This window comes from Enterobacter sp. YSU (assembly GCF_016082135.1).
In the GTDB taxonomy this organism is placed as follows: domain Bacteria; phylum Pseudomonadota; class Gammaproteobacteria; order Enterobacterales; family Enterobacteriaceae; genus Enterobacter; species Enterobacter hormaechei_C.
In genome coordinates, this window is sequence record NZ_CP059487.1 from 1145857 (window position 1) to 1164675 (window position 18819).

At 57.3% G+C, this 18819-nt stretch carries 14 protein-coding genes; 4 read left to right on the plus strand and 10 right to left on the minus strand.

Going from position 1 to position 18819, the window contains the following annotated elements:
- Positions 1–26: 26 nt before the first annotated feature.
- Positions 27–1379, minus strand: a complete 1353-nt coding sequence (gene pmbA, locus H2Z33_RS05555; protein ID WP_015572506.1) for a metalloprotease PmbA — start codon at positions 1377–1379, stop codon at positions 27–29.
- Between the two features lie 95 nt (positions 1380–1474).
- Between pmbA and yjgA the strand changes: the two genes are divergently transcribed.
- Positions 1475–2026 (plus strand): ribosome biogenesis factor YjgA, encoded by a 552-nt coding sequence (gene yjgA / locus H2Z33_RS05560; RefSeq protein WP_017383918.1) that lies wholly within the window; start codon positions 1475–1477, stop codon positions 2024–2026.
- Positions 2027–2130: 104 nt separating this feature from the next.
- On the opposite strand, the gene mpl is transcribed toward yjgA, so the two are convergent.
- The gene (gene mpl / locus H2Z33_RS05565) at positions 2131–3504 is read right to left on the minus strand and encodes a UDP-N-acetylmuramate:L-alanyl-gamma-D-glutamyl-meso-diaminopimelate ligase (RefSeq protein ID WP_017694649.1); all 1374 of its coding nucleotides are present in this window, start codon (positions 3502–3504) and stop codon (positions 2131–2133) included.
- Between the two features lie 179 nt (positions 3505–3683).
- Between mpl and fbp the strand changes: the two genes are divergently transcribed.
- Positions 3684–4682, plus strand: a complete 999-nt coding sequence (fbp, locus tag H2Z33_RS05570) for a class 1 fructose-bisphosphatase (protein ID WP_003856070.1) — start codon at positions 3684–3686, stop codon at positions 4680–4682.
- Between the two features lie 36 nt (positions 4683–4718).
- On the opposite strand, the gene H2Z33_RS05575 is transcribed toward fbp, so the two are convergent.
- The 5 genes from H2Z33_RS05575 to ytfQ form a co-directional block, all read right to left on the minus strand.
- Positions 4719–6287: a methyl-accepting chemotaxis protein gene (locus tag H2Z33_RS05575; RefSeq protein ID WP_015572503.1), complete on the minus strand. Its 1569-nt coding sequence runs from the start codon at positions 6285–6287 to the stop codon at positions 4719–4721.
- A gap of 93 nt (positions 6288–6380) precedes the next feature.
- The gene (yjfF, locus tag H2Z33_RS05580; RefSeq protein ID WP_017383921.1) at positions 6381–7382 is read right to left on the minus strand and encodes a galactofuranose ABC transporter, permease protein YjfF; all 1002 of its coding nucleotides are present in this window, start codon (positions 7380–7382) and stop codon (positions 6381–6383) included.
- Positions 7369–8394 carry a galactofuranose ABC transporter, ATP-binding protein YtfT gene (ytfT, locus tag H2Z33_RS05585; protein WP_017694652.1) on the minus strand — a complete coding sequence of 342 codons (1026 nt, stop codon included), beginning with the start codon at positions 8392–8394 and terminating at the stop codon, positions 7369–7371. The genes yjfF and ytfT overlap by 14 nt, the downstream gene beginning before the upstream one ends.
- 10 nt (positions 8395–8404) lie before the next feature.
- Positions 8405–9907 (minus strand): galactofuranose ABC transporter, ATP-binding protein YtfR, encoded by a 1503-nt coding sequence (gene ytfR / locus H2Z33_RS05590; protein WP_017383923.1) that lies wholly within the window; start codon positions 9905–9907, stop codon positions 8405–8407.
- Between the two features lie 103 nt (positions 9908–10010).
- A complete protein-coding gene (ytfQ, locus tag H2Z33_RS05595) occupies positions 10011–10967 on the minus strand; it encodes a galactofuranose ABC transporter substrate-binding protein YtfQ (protein WP_017383924.1) in 957 nt (318 codons plus the stop codon).
- A gap of 309 nt (positions 10968–11276) precedes the next feature.
- Between ytfQ and ppa the strand changes: the two genes are divergently transcribed.
- Positions 11277–11807: an inorganic diphosphatase gene (ppa, locus tag H2Z33_RS05600; protein WP_006810347.1), complete on the plus strand. Its 531-nt coding sequence runs from the start codon at positions 11277–11279 to the stop codon at positions 11805–11807.
- A 157-nt stretch (positions 11808–11964) separates the two neighbouring features.
- On the opposite strand, the gene H2Z33_RS05605 is transcribed toward ppa, so the two are convergent.
- The 3 genes from H2Z33_RS05605 to tamA are packed head-to-tail and all read right to left on the minus strand — an operon-like array spanning position 11965 to position 17818.
- On the minus strand, positions 11965–12309 hold the full coding sequence (locus H2Z33_RS05605; RefSeq protein ID WP_017383925.1) for a gamma-glutamylcyclotransferase: 345 nt from the start codon (positions 12307–12309) through the stop codon (positions 11965–11967).
- A 2-nt stretch (positions 12310–12311) separates the two neighbouring features.
- Positions 12312–16088, minus strand: coding sequence for an autotransporter assembly complex protein TamB (gene tamB / locus H2Z33_RS05610; protein WP_063134959.1), 3777 nt, complete (start codon positions 16086–16088; stop codon positions 12312–12314).
- On the minus strand, positions 16085–17818 hold the full coding sequence (gene tamA / locus H2Z33_RS05615; protein WP_017694656.1) for an autotransporter assembly complex protein TamA: 1734 nt from the start codon (positions 17816–17818) through the stop codon (positions 16085–16087). The genes tamB and tamA overlap by 4 nt, the downstream gene beginning before the upstream one ends.
- Positions 17819–18042: 224 nt before the next feature.
- On the opposite strand from tamA, the gene msrA reads away from it, so the two are divergent.
- Positions 18043–18684 (plus strand): peptide-methionine (S)-S-oxide reductase MsrA, encoded by a 642-nt coding sequence (gene msrA, locus H2Z33_RS05620; RefSeq protein WP_006810351.1) that lies wholly within the window; start codon positions 18043–18045, stop codon positions 18682–18684.
- Positions 18685–18819 lie beyond the last annotated feature (135 nt).

Genomic DNA, 18819 nt, shown 5'->3' on the forward strand with positions numbered 1-18819 from the left:
TATTATTAATCACGCTTTTACGGGGATTATTGCCCGGCGATTTTCATCTCCGGCAGTAATACAGAACCACACTGAATATTGCTGCGTGTTTCAATATCGTTACCGACCGTAACAATATTGCGCCACATGTCCTTCAGGTTGCCGGCGATGGTGATTTCGCTCACCGGATACTGAATTTCACCGTTTTCGACCCAGAAGCCCGCTGCACCGCGAGAGTAGTCGCCGGTGATACCGCTCACGCCCTGCCCCATCAGCTCGGTGACCACCAGGCCGGTGCCCATCTCTTTCAGCATCTGTTCAAAATTCAGGCCCTGTCCGGCAATGCGCCAGTTATGAATGCCGCCCGCGTGCCCGGTGCTTTTCAGCCCCAGCTTACGCGCGGAGTAGTTGGTCAGCAGCCACTGGGTCAGAATGCCGTCTTTCACGATATCACGACGTTCCGTGCGCACGCCTTCGCTGTCGAACGGCGTAGAGGCCAGCCCTTTCAGCAGGTGTGGGTGCTCTTCGATGGTCAGCCATTCCGGCAGGATCTGCTTGCCCAGCGAGTCGAGCAGGAAGGTCGATTTACGGTACACCGAACCGCCCGCAATCGCTCCCACCAGATGACCAAACAGGCCGGTTGCCACTTCGTTGGCAAAAATGACCGGCGCTTTCATGGTGGAGAGTTTACGCGGCGAAAGGCGTGACAGCGTGCGTTCGGCGCACGCTTTTCCCACCCACTCCGGAGACTGCAAATCTCCCAGCGCGCGGCCAATGGTATACGCGTAATCACGCTCCATATCGCCGTTTTCTTCGGCGATGACGCAGCTGGAAAGCGAGTGGCGGGTTGAGCAGTACCCCTGCAACATGCCATGGGAGTTACCAAACACTTTAATGCCGTAGTGGCTGTTAAAGCTGCCGCCTTCGGTATTGGTGATGCGTTTGTCAGCCTGCAAAGAGGCCTGCTCGGCTCGCGCGGCCAGCTCAATGGCTTCATCCGGCGTCACTTCCGCGGGATGGAACAGATCGAGATCCGGCGCGTCAAACGCCAGCAGCTCTTTATCGGCCACGCCAGCGTAAGGGTCCGGGGAGGTGTAACGCGCGATATCCAGCGCCGCCTGCACCGTACGGGCGATGGCATCCGGGCTCAGATCGGTAGACGACGCGCTGCCTTTACGATTCTGGTGATACACCGTGATCCCCAGCGCGCCATCGCTGTTAAATTCTACATTCTCCACTTCGCCATAGCGGGTGCTCACGCTAATGCCGGTGGTTTTGCTGACCGCCACTTCGGCGCCATCTGATTTACCTGAAGCGAGCGTCAGCGCGGTGGAGACGGCTTCTTCCAGGATCTTACGCTGCGCTTCAACTTGTGAGGTTACTTTCATCGCAAATGCCATACTGTAAGAGAGAGTTAAGTGAAGTCTAACAGAGAACCGTTTTTCAGTGCGCGTCTTAACTGGTAACATTAGCCTCTTTTTTTAAGGAGCCTGACATGACTAAGCAGCCCGAAGACTGGCTCGACGACGTTCCCGGTGATGACATCGAAGACGAAGATGATGAGATCATCTGGGTCAGTAAAAGTGAAATTAAACGTGACGCCGAAGAGTTAAAACAGCTTGGCGCAGAAATGGTAGAACTGGGTAAAAACGCGCTGGATAAGATCCCGCTCGACCAGGATCTGCGTGATGCCATTGAACTGGCACAGAAAATCAAGAAAGAAGGGCGTCGCCGCCAGCTTCAGCTTATCGGTAAACTGCTGCGTCAGCGCGACGTGGAGCCGATCCGTCAGGCGCTGGACAAACTGAAAAACCGCCACAACCAGCAGGTTGCGCTGTTCCATAAGCTGGAGCAGATCCGCGATCGTTTGATCGACCAAGGTGATGACGCGGTACCTGAAGTGCTGAACCTGTGGCCGAATGCCGACCGCCAGCAGCTGCGATCGCTTATCCGCAACGCGAAGAAAGAGAAAGAAGGGAATAAGCCGCCGAAGTCTGCGCGCCTGATTTTCCAGTATCTGCGCGAGCTGTCTGAGAACGAAGAGTAATCTGTGCGGGTTTGCGCCGGATGGCGGCGTAAACGCCTTATCCGGCCTACAAGGTCGTGCGAAAAAATGTAGGCCCGGTAAGCGCTAGCGCCACCGGGCTTTTTTTACTCTGCGGCTGCGGCTTTCTTCGCCAGACCGTCCAGCAGCTTCTGATGGATCCCACCAAACCCACCGTTGCTCATCACCAGAATGTGATCGCCAGGCTGTGCGGCTTTCACCACCATATCCGCTAAGACATCCACGTCCGCACTCCAGTGCGCCGGCTGAATGCAGGCGTCTGCCACTTCGGCCACCTGCCACGGAATATGCTGCGGTTGCAGCAGGAAGACTTCGTCGGCACGTCCTAAGGACGGCGCAAGATCGTCTTTGCAGATGCCCATTTTCATGGTGTTCGAACGTGGTTCCAGCACGGCCAGAATGCGCGCGGTGCCGCCAACTTTGCCACGCAATGCGGCAAGCGTCGCCAGAATGGCCGTTGGGTGGTGCGCGAAATCGTCATACACGGTAACGCCGTGGGCTTCACCGCGCAGCTCCAGACGGCGACGGGCGTTGATAAACGAGCCCAGCGCATTGGCGGCATCCGCAGGCAGTACGCCCACGTGACGCGCCGCGGCGATCGCCATCAGGCCGTTGTGCATGTTGTGCTCGCCCACCAGGCCCCACTTCACCTCGCCCACTTTCTCACCGTCGAGCAGCACTTCCCATTCGGAGGCATCCGCGTTGAGCTTTTTCGCCTGCCAGTGCCCCTGCTCGCCAACCAGCTCCTGCTCGCTCCAGCACCCCATCGCCATAGTCTGCTTCAGGTTGATGTCGTTCTCCGGCAGGATAATGCGGCCCTGACCCGGAACAATGCGCACCAGATGGTGGAACTGTTTCTGAATCGCTTTCAGGTCGTCAAAGATATCCGCGTGATCGAACTCAAGGTTGTTGAGGATCAGCGTGCGTGGGCAGTAATGCACGAACTTGGAGCGCTTATCGAAGAACGCGCAGTCGTATTCATCCGCTTCAATCACAAAGAACGGGCTGTCGCCCAGACGCGCGGAGACGTCGAAATTCCCCGGTACGCCGCCGATCACGAAGCCCGGCTTGTAGCCGCAGGCTTCGAGGATCCAGGTCGCCATACCGGCGGTGGTGGTTTTGCCGTGCGTCCCGGCAACGGCGACAACCCAGCGGTCGCGCAGGACAAAATCATGCAGCCACTGCGGGCCAGACATGTACGGGATATTGCGTTCCAGCACCGCTTCAACGCATGGATTCCCACGGGTCATGGCGTTACCCACGATCACCAGATCCGGCTGCGGCTCCAGCTGGCTGGCGTCATATCCCTGAATCAGAGAAATTCCCTGCTTCTCGAGCAGCGTGCTCATCGGCGGATACACATTGGCGTCCGAACCTGTCACTTCATGGCCCAGCGAGCGCGCCAGCATTGCCAGTCCGCCCATGAAAGTGCCACAAATCCCCAATATATGAATGCGCATACGTCACTATCCTTCTTCAATGTGGCGCACATTTTACTCACATGTCAGCGGCTGTGAAACGCATTTCAGGTAAATCCGTATTTTGCTGGCGCGATTCACCTCTGCGCTAATATTTGAATGTTTGTTAAGATTGTTGGACATCAACCGCTTTACTCAACATAAGATGCAGGGAAAGTGTTATGAAAACGTTAGGTGAATTTATTGTCGAGAAGCAGCACGAGTTCTCTCATGCTACGGGTGAGCTCACTGCTTTGCTGTCGGCAATAAAGCTGGGCGCTAAGATCATCCACCGCGATATCAACAAGGCCGGTCTGGTCGATATCCTGGGTGCCAGCGGTGCCGAGAACGTTCAGGGTGAGGTTCAGCAGAAACTCGACCTGTTCGCCAATGAAAAACTGAAAGCTGCACTGCGCGCGCGCGACATCGTTGCGGGTATCGCCTCTGAAGAAGAAGATGAGATCGTCGTATTCGAAGGGTGTGAACACGCGAAATACGTTGTTCTGATGGATCCGCTGGACGGCTCCTCCAACATCGACGTTAACGTTTCTGTCGGTACCATTTTCTCCATCTACCGTCGCGTCACGCCGGTTGGCACACCGGTGACGGAAGAAGACTTCCTGCAACCGGGCAGTAAACAGGTTGCTGCCGGTTATGTGGTGTATGGCTCGTCCACCATGCTGGTGTACACCACCGGCTGCGGCGTACACGCCTTTACCTACGATCCGTCCCTGGGCGTGTTCTGCCTGTGCCAGGAGCGTATGCGCTTCCCGGAGAAGGGCAACACCTACTCCATCAACGAAGGCAACTACATCAAATTCCCGAACGGCGTGAAGAAGTACATCAAATTCTGCCAGGAAGAGGATAAAGCCACCCAGCGCCCATACACCTCGCGCTACATCGGCTCGCTGGTGGCGGATTTCCACCGTAACCTGCTGAAGGGCGGTATTTACCTCTACCCAAGCACCGCCAGCCACCCGGACGGAAAACTGCGTCTGCTGTACGAGTGCAACCCAATGGCGTTCCTGGCCGAACAGGCAGGCGGCAAGGCGAGCGACGGTAAAGAGCGTATTCTGGATATCGTGCCGGAAAGCCTGCACCAGCGCCGTTCATTCTTCGTCGGCAACCGCCATATGGTGGATGACGTTGAACGCATGATCCGCGAATTCCCGGACGCGTAACGCACGAAAAGGGGAGCCAGGCAGGCTCCCTTTTTTTCAGGCCGTTTGCATCGTCAGCTTGAAGGAAGCCATCGCTTCCATCAGCTCGCGCGACTGTTCCTCCAGGGAACGAGTTGCCGCAGATGATTGCTGGACCAGCGCCGCATTTTGCTGCGCCGTTTCATCCATCTGATTGACGGCGATATTCACCTGCTCAATACCGCGGCTCTGCTCCTGGGACGCCGTCGCAATTTCACGCATCAGTTTGGTCATACGCAGTACTTCGGTGGCGATCTCGTCCATCGTCTCACCGGCCTGCTGCGCCAGCTCGCTGCCCTCGTTCACGTGGGTTTGCGAATCGCTGATAAGCGAGCGGATCTCTTTCGCCGCATCAGCACTGCGGCTGGCGAGATTACGCACCTCACCCGCCACGACCGCAAAACCTCGCCCCTGCTCACCCGCACGCGCCGCTTCAACGGAGGCGTTCAGCGCCAGAATATTGGTCTGGAAGGCAATGCCGTCGATGACGCTCAGGATATCGGCGATGCGCGCCGAACTGCCGGAGATGTCGCGCATCTTCTCAATGACATAGCAGACCATTTCACTGCCGTGATCGGCGGTATCGGAGACCGACTTCGCCAGCTGGTGCGCCTGCTCGGCGTTATCGGCGTTAAGTTTCACCGTGGCGGTGATCTCTTCCATGCTGGCGGCCGTCTGCTCCAGCGAGGTGGCGGTGGATTCCGTGCGCTGGGCCAGGTTCATATTCCCGGCCGTCAGCTCGCGGCTGCCGGTATCAATCTGCGAGCTGGCGTCACGCACCCGCAGAACCGAGTCCATCAGCGACTGGCGCATCCCTTCGATCGCCGCGTTAAGGCGATTAAATTCCTGGCTCGCCGGCGCGTTCAGGGTATGGGTTAAATCCCCGGCCGCCACATGTTCCAGCTGGGCAATCGAGGCTGAAAGCGGCTTGAGCAGCATATGGCGCAGCACCAGCCAGGCCAGCACGATAATGCCAGCCGTCAGCAGCGCCGCGACGATAATCAGGATCAGCACGCGGGTTTTACTCGCCTGCACGGCGCTCACCTCCGCTTTACCGCGCGCCTCGCTCCATGCCTGGAACGCCTGCATATCGTTATCAAACTGCTTCGCCACCGGGACCAGCTTGTTTTCCAGCAGATCGTAATAGCTGTCCGCGCTTTGCTCGTTCAGGGCTTTCAGCATCGGGCTGATACCCTGCTGGTTGTACACCGCCAGACTCGCGGCAACGTTATCCAGCAGCTTTTGCCCCTGCTCATCCGCCACGCCGCTGCCGATCACGTCCTTCAGCGTTTTCTGTGCCAGCGCCACTTCCTGGTTAATGGTTTTGACCGCCCTGGCCGCATCGTCCAGCAGGCCGACCTCCATCATGCGGACGGCCTGCCCCGCTTCGTTACGCGCGCGCAGGATCAGCGTATAGCCGGCATTCAGCTGCACCATCTGTTCACCCTGAAGATGATTGATGCGCTGGAGAGAAGCGGAACTTTGTGTAAGGGCATAAATGCCGATGCCGCTGACAATCAGCAGCAGAAGGGTCATAACGGCCAGTAAAGAGAGCAAGCCGGTACGAATCGATAGCGTTTTAAGCATGATGTTATTTCCGGTAGCGAGATATTTCTGGGCATAAAAAAAGAATATCGGCCGCTACCGGAAAATGTTTAGAGTTTAAGCAATTTCAGCATGTTATCGCTCTGTTAAAGATGTATTCACCCGGGTAACAGGCGAGCTCTGGCGGTTCTCCCACAGCACCGTCAGGCCGCGCTGGAGCGCGATAAAAATAAACAGCAGAATGCCGATGGCGATTTTGGTCCACCAGGAGCTGAGCGTGCCGTCGAAGTTGATATAGGTCTGAATCAGCCCCTGGATCGCCACGCCAAACAGCGTGCCGAGGACTGTCCCCACTCCGCCGCTGAGCAGCGTACCGCCAATCACTACCGAGGCAATGGCGTCCAGCTCAACGCCCACCCCCGCCAGGGCATAGCCTGCCTGGGTATAAACCGAGAATACAATCCCCGCGAGGGTGGCCAGCCCGGTCGAAAGCATGTAGATGCGAATAGTCGTGCTGCGCGTGGAAATTCCCATCAGGTTCGCGGACGTGGCGCTGCCGCCAATGGCATAAACCTGGTTACCAAACCGGGTACGGTGGGCGAGGAAGATCCCGATCACCACCACGCCCAGCATCAGCAGCCCCATTGCGCTCAGGCGTCCCCCGCCGGGGATTTTCCACGCCAGGCTGGAGAGCGTGTCGTAGATCGGATGGTTTATCGGAATTGACTCTTCCGACACCAGATAGCTCACGCCGCGCAGGAAGAACATCCCGGCGAGGGTGATGATAAAGGCCGGAATTTTCAGCGCATCGATCAAAAGCCCCATAAAGGCGCCGAACGCGCAGCCCATGACCAGCACCAGCGGAAAAGCCAGCAGCGGCGAAATCCCCCAGAAGCCAATCGCCTTGGCAAGGAACACGCCGGTAAAGGCGATCACCGACCCAACGGAGAGGTCGATCCCGCCGGAGAGGATCACAAACGTCATGCCGACGGCGATAATGCCTAAAAAGGCATTGTCGGTCAGGATGTTGCAAATCACCCGCGTGGAGGCGAAGCCCGGGAACTGGGTCAGGCAATAGAGGTACCCCAGCACGAACACGCCCAGCGTGATCATTAACGGCAAATTACGTTTTATCATGACCGCGGTTCCCCTTAATGAGAGTGATAAAGCGCGGCGACTGCACGATAAGTACGATAAGCACCACGACCGCTTTGACGACCTGATTCAGCTCCGGCTGGAACCCGGAGAGCAAAATACCGGTATTCATACCCTGAATAATCAACGCCCCCACCACCGAGAGCAGCAAATTAAAACGTCCGCCCATCAGCGATCCACCGCCGATAACCACCGCGAGGATCGCATCCAGCTCGAGCCAGAGTCCGGCGTTATTGGCATCCGCTCCGCGAATATCGGCGGCCACGATCACCCCGGCAATCGCAGCACAGACGCCGCTCAGCACGTAAGTCAGCATCACCATCAGCCGCGTATTTACCCCGGCGTTTTTCGCGGCCCGAATGTTAATCCCCACCGCTTCGATGAACATCCCGAGCGCCGTTTTGCGGGTGAAAAGCCAGAACATCACCAGCGTCACCAGCGCGACGATCACCGGCGTCGGGAAGAACAGAAAATTACCGCTGCCGATCCACGCCAGGCTCGGGGAGTTAAAGGTGACGATTTGACCGGAGGTGATAAGCTGCGCCACACCGCGCCCGGCCACCATCAAAATCAACGTCGCGACAAACGGCTGGATCTTGAGCACCGCAACCAAAATGCCGTTCCACAGCCCGGCAAGCACGCCGGAGCCCAGCGCGGCCAGCAGGACCACCGGCAGGCTGTGCCCGGCGACGGTCATCGAGGCGGCGGTGGCGCCCGCAATCGCCATTACCGCACCGACGGAGAGGTCGATCCCGCCGGTGGCAATGACCAGCGTCATACCAATCGCCAGCAGCGCCACGGGCGCGGCACGGTTTAAGATGTCGATCGGGCTACCAAACAGGCGGCCATCCTGCACGACGATCTGGAAAAAATGCGGAGCCACCAGGCTATCCACCAGCAGCACCAGCAGCAGCGCCACGATTTGCGGCGTGCCGGTCGGCCAGGTGAAGCGGCGCTTCGCTTCGCCAGTTTGCGAAAGAGAACGGGACATCACATTTGACTCCTTACGCCGCGATGGCATTCATGATCGCCGGTACCGACAGTTTATCCAGCGGGATCTCTGCCACCTGCCTGCGATCGCGCATGATGATGACGCGATCGGCATAGCCGACCAGCTCCTCCAGCTCAGATGAGATCACCAGCAGCGCCAGACCGTCGGCGCAGAGCGTTTCGATAAGCCGGATGATTTCGGCGTGCGCGCCCACGTCGATACCGCGCGTGGGCTCGTCGAGGATCAGGAATTGCGGCTTGGTGAGCAGCCAGCGCGAGAGGAGAACCTTCTGCTGGTTACCGCCCGAGAGGAACTCGATGGGCTGTTCCGCGCTCGGGGTACGTATACCGAGCTGGCGGATGAAGCGCTCGGCAATCGCGTTCTGCTCGCGCTTAGGGATCGGACGCAGCCAGCCGCGCTGGGCCTGTAGCGCCAGAATGATGTTTTCCCGCACCGAGGCGGCGGCAATAATCCCGTCCGTTTTCCTGTCCTCCGGGCAGAAGCCCACGCCGAGGCACGACGCCTGATGCGGTGAACGTAGCGTTTGTGGTTTGCCTTTGATCAGCGCCGTTCCGCTGTCGGCAGGTTTGATCCCGAAGATGACTTCGGCGGTTTCGGTGCGCCCGGAGCCTAACAGCCCCGCCAGACCCACAATTTCACCGGGGCGTACCTCGAGGTTAAACGGCGCGATGGTCCCTTTTCTGCCGTAATCGTGAAACGCGGCGATCGGTTTTTCGCTCAGCAGCGTACGGCCCGCGCGCTGAAGCGCGTTGGTCTCGAGCTCGCGGCCCAGCATCATTTTGACCAGCTCTATCTGCGGCAGCTCGCGGGTTTCCCGGCAGCCGACAAAGCTGCCGTTGCGCAGCACCGTTATACGGTCGCTCACCTCGTAAACCTGATCGAGGAAATGCGTCACGAAAATCAGGCTGACGCCCTGATTACGCAGCTGGCGCATCAGGGTAAAAAGCATCTCCACTTCCTGGGTATCGAGGCTGGCGGTGGGTTCATCGAGGATCAGCACTTTCGCCGAGAGATCGATAGCGCGACAGATCGCGACGATTTGCTGCATCGCTACGGAAAAACGGTTCAGCGGTTCGCGCACGTCGAGAGAGAAGCCATACGATTCCATCAGCTTCGCGGCGCGCGCTTCCATCTCTTTGCGGCGCAGCAGGCCAAAACGTCTGGGTTCGCGGCCAATAAACAGGTTATCCGCTACCGACATGTTTGGCAGCAGGTTCACTTCCTGGTAGACCGTGCCGATCCCCAGTTGCTGGGCATGCGCGGTGTTTTTGGGCGAAATGGCGTTACCTTCCAGCCAGATAGCGCCGCGATCGGCGTGATAGACCCCGGTCAGGGTTTTAATCAGCGTCGACTTCCCCGCCCCGTTTTCGCCGAGCAACGCCATGATCTCCCCACGCCGCAGGCTGAAATCAACGTTATCCAGCGCCTTAACGCCAGGGAAAAATTTACTCAGGCCCTCTGTGCGGAGGATTTCCTGGTGTTGTTCGGTGGTCATGGTTTCCCCCTGCATCAGGCCGGATGACGCTACGCTTATCCGGCCTACAAAAGAGCGTATCGTAGGCCGGGTAAGCGCAGCGCCACCCGGCAATTTCACTGGATCAGTAGCCCATATTTTTCTTCTTCTCTAACTCTTCTTTCGCCGTGTCCGGCAGGTAGAGCGTGGATTTGGTGATGGTCAACTTCTCAGGCTGGGTGCCGTCTTTCTTGAATTTCTCCAGCGCATCGAATGCCGGGCCCGCCATATTTGGCGTCAGCTCCACGCTGGCGTTCGCTTCGCCGTCAATCATCGCTTTGTAGATGTCCGGTACGCCGTCGATCGAGCCGGTGAGGATATCTTTGCCCGGCTTCAGGCCCGCTTCTTTGATGGCCTGGATGGCGCCGATCACCATGTCGTCGTTGTGGGCGTAAACCATGCAGATATTTTTGCCGTTATTTTCTGCCTTGATGAAGCTTTCCATGACCTCTTTACCCTTACTACGGGTGAAGTCGCCGGACTGAGAACGGATGATCTTAATGTTTGGTGCTTTGGCGATGGCCTCCGCGAAACCTTTCTTACGGTCGATAGCCACGCTCGCCCCGACGGTGCCCTGCAACTCAACCACGTTACACGGCTTGCCATCCACCTGCTTCACCAGCCAGTCACCAATCAGTTTGCCTTCCAGCACGTTATCGGCGGTGACGGTGGTCATATAGAGAGATTTGTCTTTTACGTCGATGGAACGGTCAAGCAGGAAGACCGGAATTTCAGCATCTTTGGCTTCCTTCAGCACCGGCTCCCAGCCCGTGGCGACAACCGGGGCAATAAAGATGGCATCCACGCCCTGAGCGATAAACGAGCGCACCGCTTTAATCTGGTTCTCTTGCTTTTGCTGACCATCGGCGATTTTCAGCGTAATACCGCGCTTTTCGGCCTCACTTTTCGCCACATTCGTTTCAGCGGCGCGCCAGCCAGATTCAGATCCGACCTGCGAAAATCCAACGGTTAAGGGTGCGGCCATCGCCATAGACGACATGGCTGCCGAAACTGCTGTAACAAGAAGTAAGCGCTTCCACATATGAACGTCCTCGTAGGGTAGGTTATTGTTGGTTAAAAGATGTTCCGCGGATGAACTATAGCCAATGGAATATGTTACGGATTGCGTTACATCACACTTCAGAAAAGTGAATAAAACGTTAATCACAAGTTTGTAATCGCTTTCATTTCAACATTTAAAATGCGGCTGAGTTTATGGATTATCCTGTCATGGAAACGGTCTGAAAAGTGAAGGCGCGAGGGAGAGAAGACGAAAACAGGCGGAGACTTTCAGCGCCAGTTGGCTATAATACCTGCCACTTGTTTACCATCCATTTTAAAGGACACCGACATGAGCTTACTCAACGTCCCTGCGGGTAAAGAACTGCCAGAAGACATCTACGTTGTGATCGAAATTCCGGCCAACGCAGATCCAATCAAATACGAAATCGACAAAGACACCGGTGCGCTGTTCGTTGACCGTTTCATGTCTACCGCCATGTTCTATCCGTGCAACTACGGCTACATCAACCACACTCTGTCTCTGGACGGTGACCCGGTTGACGTACTGGTCCCAACGCCATATCCATTGCAGCCAGGCTCCGTCATTCGCTGCCGTCCTGTTGGCGTGCTGAAAATGACTGACGAAGCGGGTGAAGATGCGAAACTGGTTGCCGTACCGCACACCAAGCTGAGCAAAGAGTACGATCACATTAAAGATGTGAACGACCTGCCAGAGCTGCTGAAAGCGCAGATCGCCCACTTCTTCGAGCACTACAAAGATCTCGAAAAAGGCAAATGGGTTAAAGTTGAAGGCTGGGATAACGCAGAAGCGGCGAAAGCAGAAATCATCGCCTCTTTCGAACGTGCTGCTAAGAAGTAATTCTTACTGCTGAGACTAAGCCCCGCGCGTCGGGGCTTTTTTGTGCCTGTCGCTCCAGGTAACCCGTGCGATTGGGGAGTATCGCCCGGCGGCGCTACGCTTGCACGGGCCTACGGCGCAAAACGACAACGCCACCTTACGGTGGCGTTGTCGTTTTTCAGAACTGGTCTCTGTCTAACCAGTTACCGCTTTCAATCAACGTTAACCCGTCGACCGAACGTTGGTACACGTACATCCATGCACTGCCGTAAGGCGTCTGGATCAACTGGCGAGCGTATTCACCGCCCCTGGTGCGCAAGGCATCAAGTTCGGCCAGCGTGGCATTATCAATACGATAAACCTCACCCTGTACCGTTCCGTTCCCCGGAACCGCGCCTGGATAGTGGCCCAGACTGTACAACTGGTAGTTTTCGATTGTGTAATTTCCCAGCAACTGGGCGTTGGTCATCCAGTGGCTGTTGCCTTGCCTGGTTCGTAAACTGCCGTAAACAAATATTCGCATTGCTAAAACTCAAACTGATAGAGCAGATCAAGTGCCTGGTCTACGCCGGACACTGCTTCCAGATATAGCTTAGGCATCAGGCGATAACGTAACGTGAGTGTAGCCAGTGAGTCAAAGATCCCCACGCCATATTTTACCTGTAGACCCGGCAGTACATAGCCGCTGACCACTACCTGCGAAGAGTCACCCACGCCCTGAGTGTCCAGCGCCAGATTGCTTACGCCAAACGTCTCGCCGATTTTACCCACAACCTGACCACTTTGTGCAACCCCCAGACCGACTAACATTGATGTCATTGCCGCACCATCGCCCTGTTGGCTATCCAGACCCTGGCCGCGAAGGAGGTAAGAGAGCGCTTCCTGTTGCGACATGGCCGGGTCAGAGAAGATCTCTGCCTTAGGTTCATCGGCGGAGCCCGTCACGCGCACGCCTGCAATCACATCATCTTCGGTGGCTTCCGGGTTACGGATCGCTTCGATATTGAGTACCGGCTGATCCGGTGGACCGGAGAACAGCAGCTCGCCTTTACGCACAATCAAATCCTGCCCGTAGGCATGGAAGCGCCCTTCAGGAATATTGATTTGTCCATTGAGGCCAAGTCCCTGTTGATCCTGCGCCACTTTCAGGTCACCCGTGAGTCTCGCCTTCAGCCCAAACGCGTCCAAACGCACGTTATTCCCCACGTGCACGATAAGATTACTATTGATCGGTATGCCAGCGCTCTTCTGTTCAACAGGTTTCAGATTTTCATTGAGCATAACTTCGTCACTGGAGACGCCAACCGCGCTTTCCGGCACCTCGTGAACCACGATGCGCGCCCACGGTACGTCAACACGGCCGTCCAGGGTGAAGAGACTCGGCGTTGCCTCAAAGACCACGTCTGGCGACACGTCCAGGCGCACCATCGGCGGTACCGTGATACGCACCCTGCTGCCCTTGGCCGCAATACGGGCGCGCCAGTTGTCGAGCTGGCTCCAGTCTGCGTCACCGCTCAGGTTGATTTGTCCCTGCTGCGTCAGTACTGAGCCACTGAGGGTTGAGCTTTGGCCGTTAAAGTTCATCGCCAGCTGGCTTGGCTGCATATCGAACGGCATAAAGTTACCGTCAATGTCCACACCGTTTAACCGCATCTGGCCAAACAGCTGCGGGCTTTGCGCGTCCCCCGCCAGACGCAGGTTGGCGCTGAGCATCCCCGCCGCCTTTTCTCCCCGCGAGAAGATCGGATTCACCATCGCCAGGTTGAAGTTGCGAATATTGACGTTGCCGCCGAGATTGCGCCGCCCTTGCGGATCGGTAATTTGCACCTGTCCGTCAAACTGACCGTTGTTGGTCAGGCGGATCAGCCATCCCAGTTCCGCACGATTGTTACGCAGGTCAGCGTTCACATTCAGGGTGTCGAACGCCACCGGCAGCGGCGCGTCATTGACCTCCTGCGTCACCTTCACGTTACGCCCGGAGAGGGTAACGCTGCCCTGCGGCAGTCCCTCTTTGGTGGTGTCCCACGCGACGTCCGCTTTACCGCTGAAGACCCCGCTGGCCTGGGTGGTTTCCGGCATAAACGGTTTCAGCATCGCCAGGTCGAAACGGTTGAGGTTGATCTGCGCGCGTCCTTCCGCGCCCGCATCAATGGTCTGCGGCACGCACAGCTCAGCATTCGGGTTGGTCCAGCAGTGTGGCCCAATGCTGATCTTTTGCTCCGCGTTGCGGTAATCCAGCGCGACAGACCGCGACAGCACCAGCGGGCCGACCGGCGTGCTGAAGCGGGTGTTATCCAGCACGCCTTTCCAGCGCGTCGCCTGGCGGTCAAAACTGCCCGTCAGGTGCAGCTGCCCGGAGACCGGCTCGCCCTGCACGCGTAGCTGGAGATCGTGCTGCTTTTCGTTACCTTTTGCCGCCAGCGTGACCAGACTGATGTTCACGTCCGGCTGAGAGATACGCTCCACGCGAAGATTCAGGTTTCCGCCGATCTGATCGGTGGATTTCACGTCTCCCTCGACACGTACGCGGGCAATAGAAAGTTCCTGCCAGCGCAGGTTATTGGCGGTGATGTCCGCCAGCAGCTGCGGCGCCTCCACCGTACCGCGAACCTTCACTAACCCCTTCGCCGTGCCGCCAAGACCCGGCAGGGCGTTATCGAGATTTGGCGCGTCGATGGTGGCATCCAGATTGAGGTCTTTCACGCCCAGCTCGCCTTTGATATCCGCCGTGTTGCGACCCAGCGCCACGTGCAGGCCCGGGATCACCCACTGGAGATAGCTGTTGCCCTTAAGCGAGCCCTCTACGTTGACTTTGTTCTGCTTCACGTTGCCGGTGAGCTTGAGTTCCGGCACGTCCATCTGCCAGGTGCCACCGTACAGGCTACCGCGGGTTTTGATCAGGCCATCCAGTTTTGACGGCCAGTCCGGGACCTCTTTAGCGGTGTTGATCCCGGTCAGCTTCAGCTCGCCGCGCCAGCTGATCGCCTGCTGCCAGTCGAGCAGCGCGGTCAGCTCGGTTTTTCCTTCCAGCGCCGCCACGGTCAGCTTGTCGAGGTTAACCTGCAACTCGTTACCCTTCGCATCCAGGGTGATATCGGCGGGCGGTACCCCCTGCCCCTTCACTGCCGTGCGGAACGACAGCGTGTAGTCGGTCATTTTGCCACTCAGCTTCAGCTTCAGATCGTCAGCCTGGAACTGTTTTTCGCCGGTGAACGGCCAGTAAAGCTGCTTGCTGACAACCTCAAGGTTGAGCGGTAAACCGGCCTCTGCCAGCTGGGTTTGCCCGCGCAGCACCATATCCACCGGTCCGGAGAGGTTCACGCCGAACTCCAGCTTCTCGCGCAGCGCGCCGCCGACTTTCACCTTCACCTTTTCGCCTTTCAGCGGATCGATGTTCAGGGCGCTGTTCAGCGTAATATCTACCGGCCAGTTGTCGCGCAGCAGCGCATTGCCTGAGGCGTTGACCGACCCCTGGTTAGTATCAATATCCAGCGCGTCGAGCTTCATGTTGCCGTCGATACTGCTGACTTTAAGCAGCATGTTGAAGACCGTCAGATCGGTATCGCCGGTCAGACGCAACTGCTCGCCCTTAAACTCTTCGATATTGAGGTTCAGCGGCAGATGCACGTCGGTCATCTCCGGCAGAACCGGTTTCGAGAAGAGATCTTTCAGCGTTTCGCCCAGCGGTTTTTCTTCCGGCTGCGGGTTCTGGATCTTCGGCTCGACGATCTCTTCCTGCGCCACGTCGGCCACCTTCGGTAGCGCAATCAGCAGCCCTTGCAGGGAGGTTGGGGTCAGAGTGAGGTTTTTCTCCTGCCAGCGCAGACCAGAGGTGAAATCCATTACGGATACCGTCGTGTCGTCGATTTTGATATTCACGTTATCCAGTGCGACCCGGTAAAGCGCAATCGGGTACGGCGTGGAGAGGTTCAGCGGGCCGCTGTCCTCTTCTTCGACAGGCTCGGACTTCGGCATTTTTTTGGAATCTATCGCCACGTTAACGTCTTTTAGCGACAGATCGTTTACGCACAGCTGGCTGTCCCGCAGGCAGCCGAGCTTGACCCCCAGATGAAACTCGCCCGCGTTCACCGCCACGCCGGGCTGTTCATAACGGATATTTTTCAGGCGCAGATCGCGCCAGCCGCCCGTTACCTGGCCGATTTCCAGCCCCGGCACCCAGCGGTTCGCGGCGTTAAACAGCAAATGCAGGCCCGTGGTGGTGCCCACCAGAAACGCCACCGTACCGAGCAGTAATACGATAAAAATCAGCACCCCGAGGCTTATCTTCTTCCATAAACTCATAATTCAGGCCCCAGACCGATGTAAAACTGTAAACCGTGTTCGTCTTTGTCGCCCACCGGAACGGCGAAATCGAGCTTGATGGGCCCGACCGGTGACTGCCAGCGCACGCCTACGCCCGCGCCGGTTTTGAAATCGCTGCGGCGGATATCGTTCACCGCTTCACCGCCGTCAACGAACATCGCTCCCCACCACTTGCCGCTGACGTTGTACTGGTACTCCAGCGAGCCAGTCGCCAGTTTTGACGCCCCGGTCAACTGGCCTTTGTCGTTTTCAGGTGAGATCGATTTGTACTTATACCCGCGAATGCTGCGGTCGCCCCCGGCGAAGAAGCGCAGATCCGGCGGGACGCGTTCGAAATCACCGGTTTCGATCCAACCGAGATTACCGCGCATCACAAAGCGGTGTTTGTCGTACAGCGTGCGGATCCAGACGTTTTGCGCCTGAAAGACGGAGAAGTCTACGTCGGAGCCCCAGGCGGTGTTGGAGTAATCGATGGAGTAGCGCTGAGAATCGCCCCAGGTCGGCATCAGGCCACCGCGCGAGCGGGTACGGCTGATCATCACGCCCGGATAAAGCAGCATGGTGGTGTTGGTGACGTTTGCCTGGGTAAAGTGGTCGAGGCTCCAGCGCAGGTTAATGGCGCGCTGCCAGCCGCTGGAGAGATCCCAGAAGCGTGATACCGCAAGCGTCGTCGAGTCCTGCTCGGTATCGTTCAAATCGGTACGCTTAAAGCCGCCCTGCACGAGGTAGTATTGCTCAAGCGGATTTTTCAGCAGCGGCATTTTATAGCTGAAGTCCAGCTGCTGTTCAGGCGCAGACAGGCTGACGCTGGTGGTCAGGCTGTGGCCGTAGGAGTTCATCCACGGTTTTTTCCATGAGGCTTTCACGCGCGGGCCGACGTCCGTGGAGTAGCCGACACCGGTCTCAATGGTGTTCTCGGTGCGCGGAGAGACCACGCCATGCAGCGGTAACACTTTCGTTTTACGGGATTTATCAAATTCCGGCGCTACCACCACGGAGTTAAACCAGCCCGTCGCGGACAAACGACGGTTCAGCTCGCCCAGGTCGCTGGACTGGTAGTAGTCGCCCTTTTTAAACGGCACCAGATTTTGCAGATACTCGTCACGGATTTGCGATCCTTCGAAGGTCACATCGCCAAACCGGTAGCGCTCGCCGCTGTCGTAATCGATATCCCAGAATGCCTGACGTCGCTCAAGCGCAACGCCCAGCTGGCTTTTGTTGAACCGGCTGTCGAAGTAGCCTTTGCGCAGCGAAACGCTGGTTAAGGATTTTTTAAAACGATCGTAATCCCCGTGATTGAGCACGGTGCCCACTTTCGGACGGGTGCTGAGCAGATCCAGGTAGTCCCGATCGGTGCGCGCACCGCCGCGCAACACCACGTTCGTGCCGCCAATCAGGACGGGTTCGCCCGGCGAGACGCGGGCAATCAACACCTGGCGTCCTTTCGCCGGCGGCGGGCGTAAATCGAAATCGATGGTGGGTTCGTAGTACCCCAACGCCTTTAAGCCTTCGCGGATGGCGTCATCCACGCGCGCGCGAAAACGCCGATCCGGCGTGACCTCATCGCTCTGGATGGTAGAAAGCTGCGCACGCACGTTTTTTTCCAGCGCCCCGGATAACCCCTCAACCTGCAAACGGACATTCGCCGCGCTGGCAATCCCGCTGGTCAGCATTAAACTGACTAAACATAACTGGCGGATCTTTGTCACGTTTTCTCCTGAATATCCCTGTTTCCACCCTGGAAGCAAATGCAGTGCCACTCCGCGGCAAAATACGGCCTGAAAGCCAAAAACCCAAATTACGGGTTGAAAAAGGGTGTAACACCCAAATATTTCTTATGATTAAATCTAGACTCATTCATCGCATTTATTGTGTTCAATTAAACGCTTCGTGACAACCTTAACCGAAACAACGCTACCCGGGAGGCCCCACCGTGAGTTTATTCGATAAAAAGCATCTGGTATCACAAGCCGATGCGTTACCGGGACGCAACACCCCTATGCCAGTGGCAACATTACACGCCGTAAACAACCATTCAATGACAAACGTTCCTGATGGAATGGAGATCGCCCTGTTTGCCATGGGCTGCTTCTGGGGCGTAGAACGCCTGTTCTGGCAACTGCCGGGCGTGTACAGCACCGCTGCGGGCTACACCGGAGGATATACGCCTAACCCAACCTACCGCGAAGTCTGTTCCGGTGAGACCGGTCATGCTGAAGCGGTGCGTGTGGTGTATGACCCGAGCGTCATTAGCTATGAACAGCTGCTCCAGGTGTTCTGGGAAAACCATGACCCGGCGCAGGGCATGCGTCAGGGTAACGATCACGGCACCCAATACCGTTCGGCCATCTACCCGCTCACCCCAGAGCAGGAGGCCGCCGCCCACGCCAGCCTGACGCGTTTCCAGGAAGCGATGCAGGCGGCCGGTGATAAACGTCAGGTCACGACGGAAATCGCTACCGCGAAACCGTTCTACTATGCCGAAGACGACCACCAGCAGTACCTGCATAAAAATCCGTACGGCTACTGCGGTATCGGCGGCATTGGCGTTTGCCTGCCTCCCCAGCAGGCCTGATTACTGCATCAGCGCCACGCGAGCCGCGTGGCGCACAGCCTCTCCCTCCCGCCACGTTTTGCCGAAAACGTGACCTCTGGCAGGTTTACACGTCTTTACGCTATACTACCGCTGAAATAATCGGCTCAACGCTAC

Excerpts from the sequence above, each read along its gene's own strand:
- pmbA (WP_015572506.1), bottom strand. The coding sequence starts at position 1,379 with ATGGCATTTGCGATGAAAGTAACCTCACAAGTTGAAGCGCAGCGTAAG.
- yjgA (WP_017383918.1), top strand. The coding sequence starts at position 1,475 with ATGACTAAGCAGCCCGAAGACTGGCTCGACGACGTTCCCGGTGATGAC.
- mpl (WP_017694649.1), bottom strand. The coding sequence starts at position 3,504 with ATGCGCATTCATATATTGGGGATTTGTGGCACTTTCATGGGCGGACTG.
- fbp (WP_003856070.1), top strand. The coding sequence starts at position 3,684 with ATGAAAACGTTAGGTGAATTTATTGTCGAGAAGCAGCACGAGTTCTCT.
- H2Z33_RS05575 (WP_015572503.1), bottom strand. The coding sequence starts at position 6,287 with ATGCTTAAAACGCTATCGATTCGTACCGGCTTGCTCTCTTTACTGGCC.
- yjfF (WP_017383921.1), bottom strand. The coding sequence starts at position 7,382 with ATGATAAAACGTAATTTGCCGTTAATGATCACGCTGGGCGTGTTCGTG.
- ytfR (WP_017383923.1), bottom strand. The coding sequence starts at position 9,907 with ATGACCACCGAACAACACCAGGAAATCCTCCGCACAGAGGGCCTGAGT.
- ytfQ (WP_017383924.1), bottom strand. The coding sequence starts at position 10,967 with ATGTGGAAGCGCTTACTTCTTGTTACAGCAGTTTCGGCAGCCATGTCG.
- ppa (WP_006810347.1), top strand. The coding sequence starts at position 11,277 with ATGAGCTTACTCAACGTCCCTGCGGGTAAAGAACTGCCAGAAGACATC.
- H2Z33_RS05605 (WP_017383925.1), bottom strand. The coding sequence starts at position 12,309 with ATGCGAATATTTGTTTACGGCAGTTTACGAACCAGGCAAGGCAACAGC.
- tamB (WP_063134959.1), bottom strand. The coding sequence starts at position 16,088 with ATGAGTTTATGGAAGAAGATAAGCCTCGGGGTGCTGATTTTTATCGTA.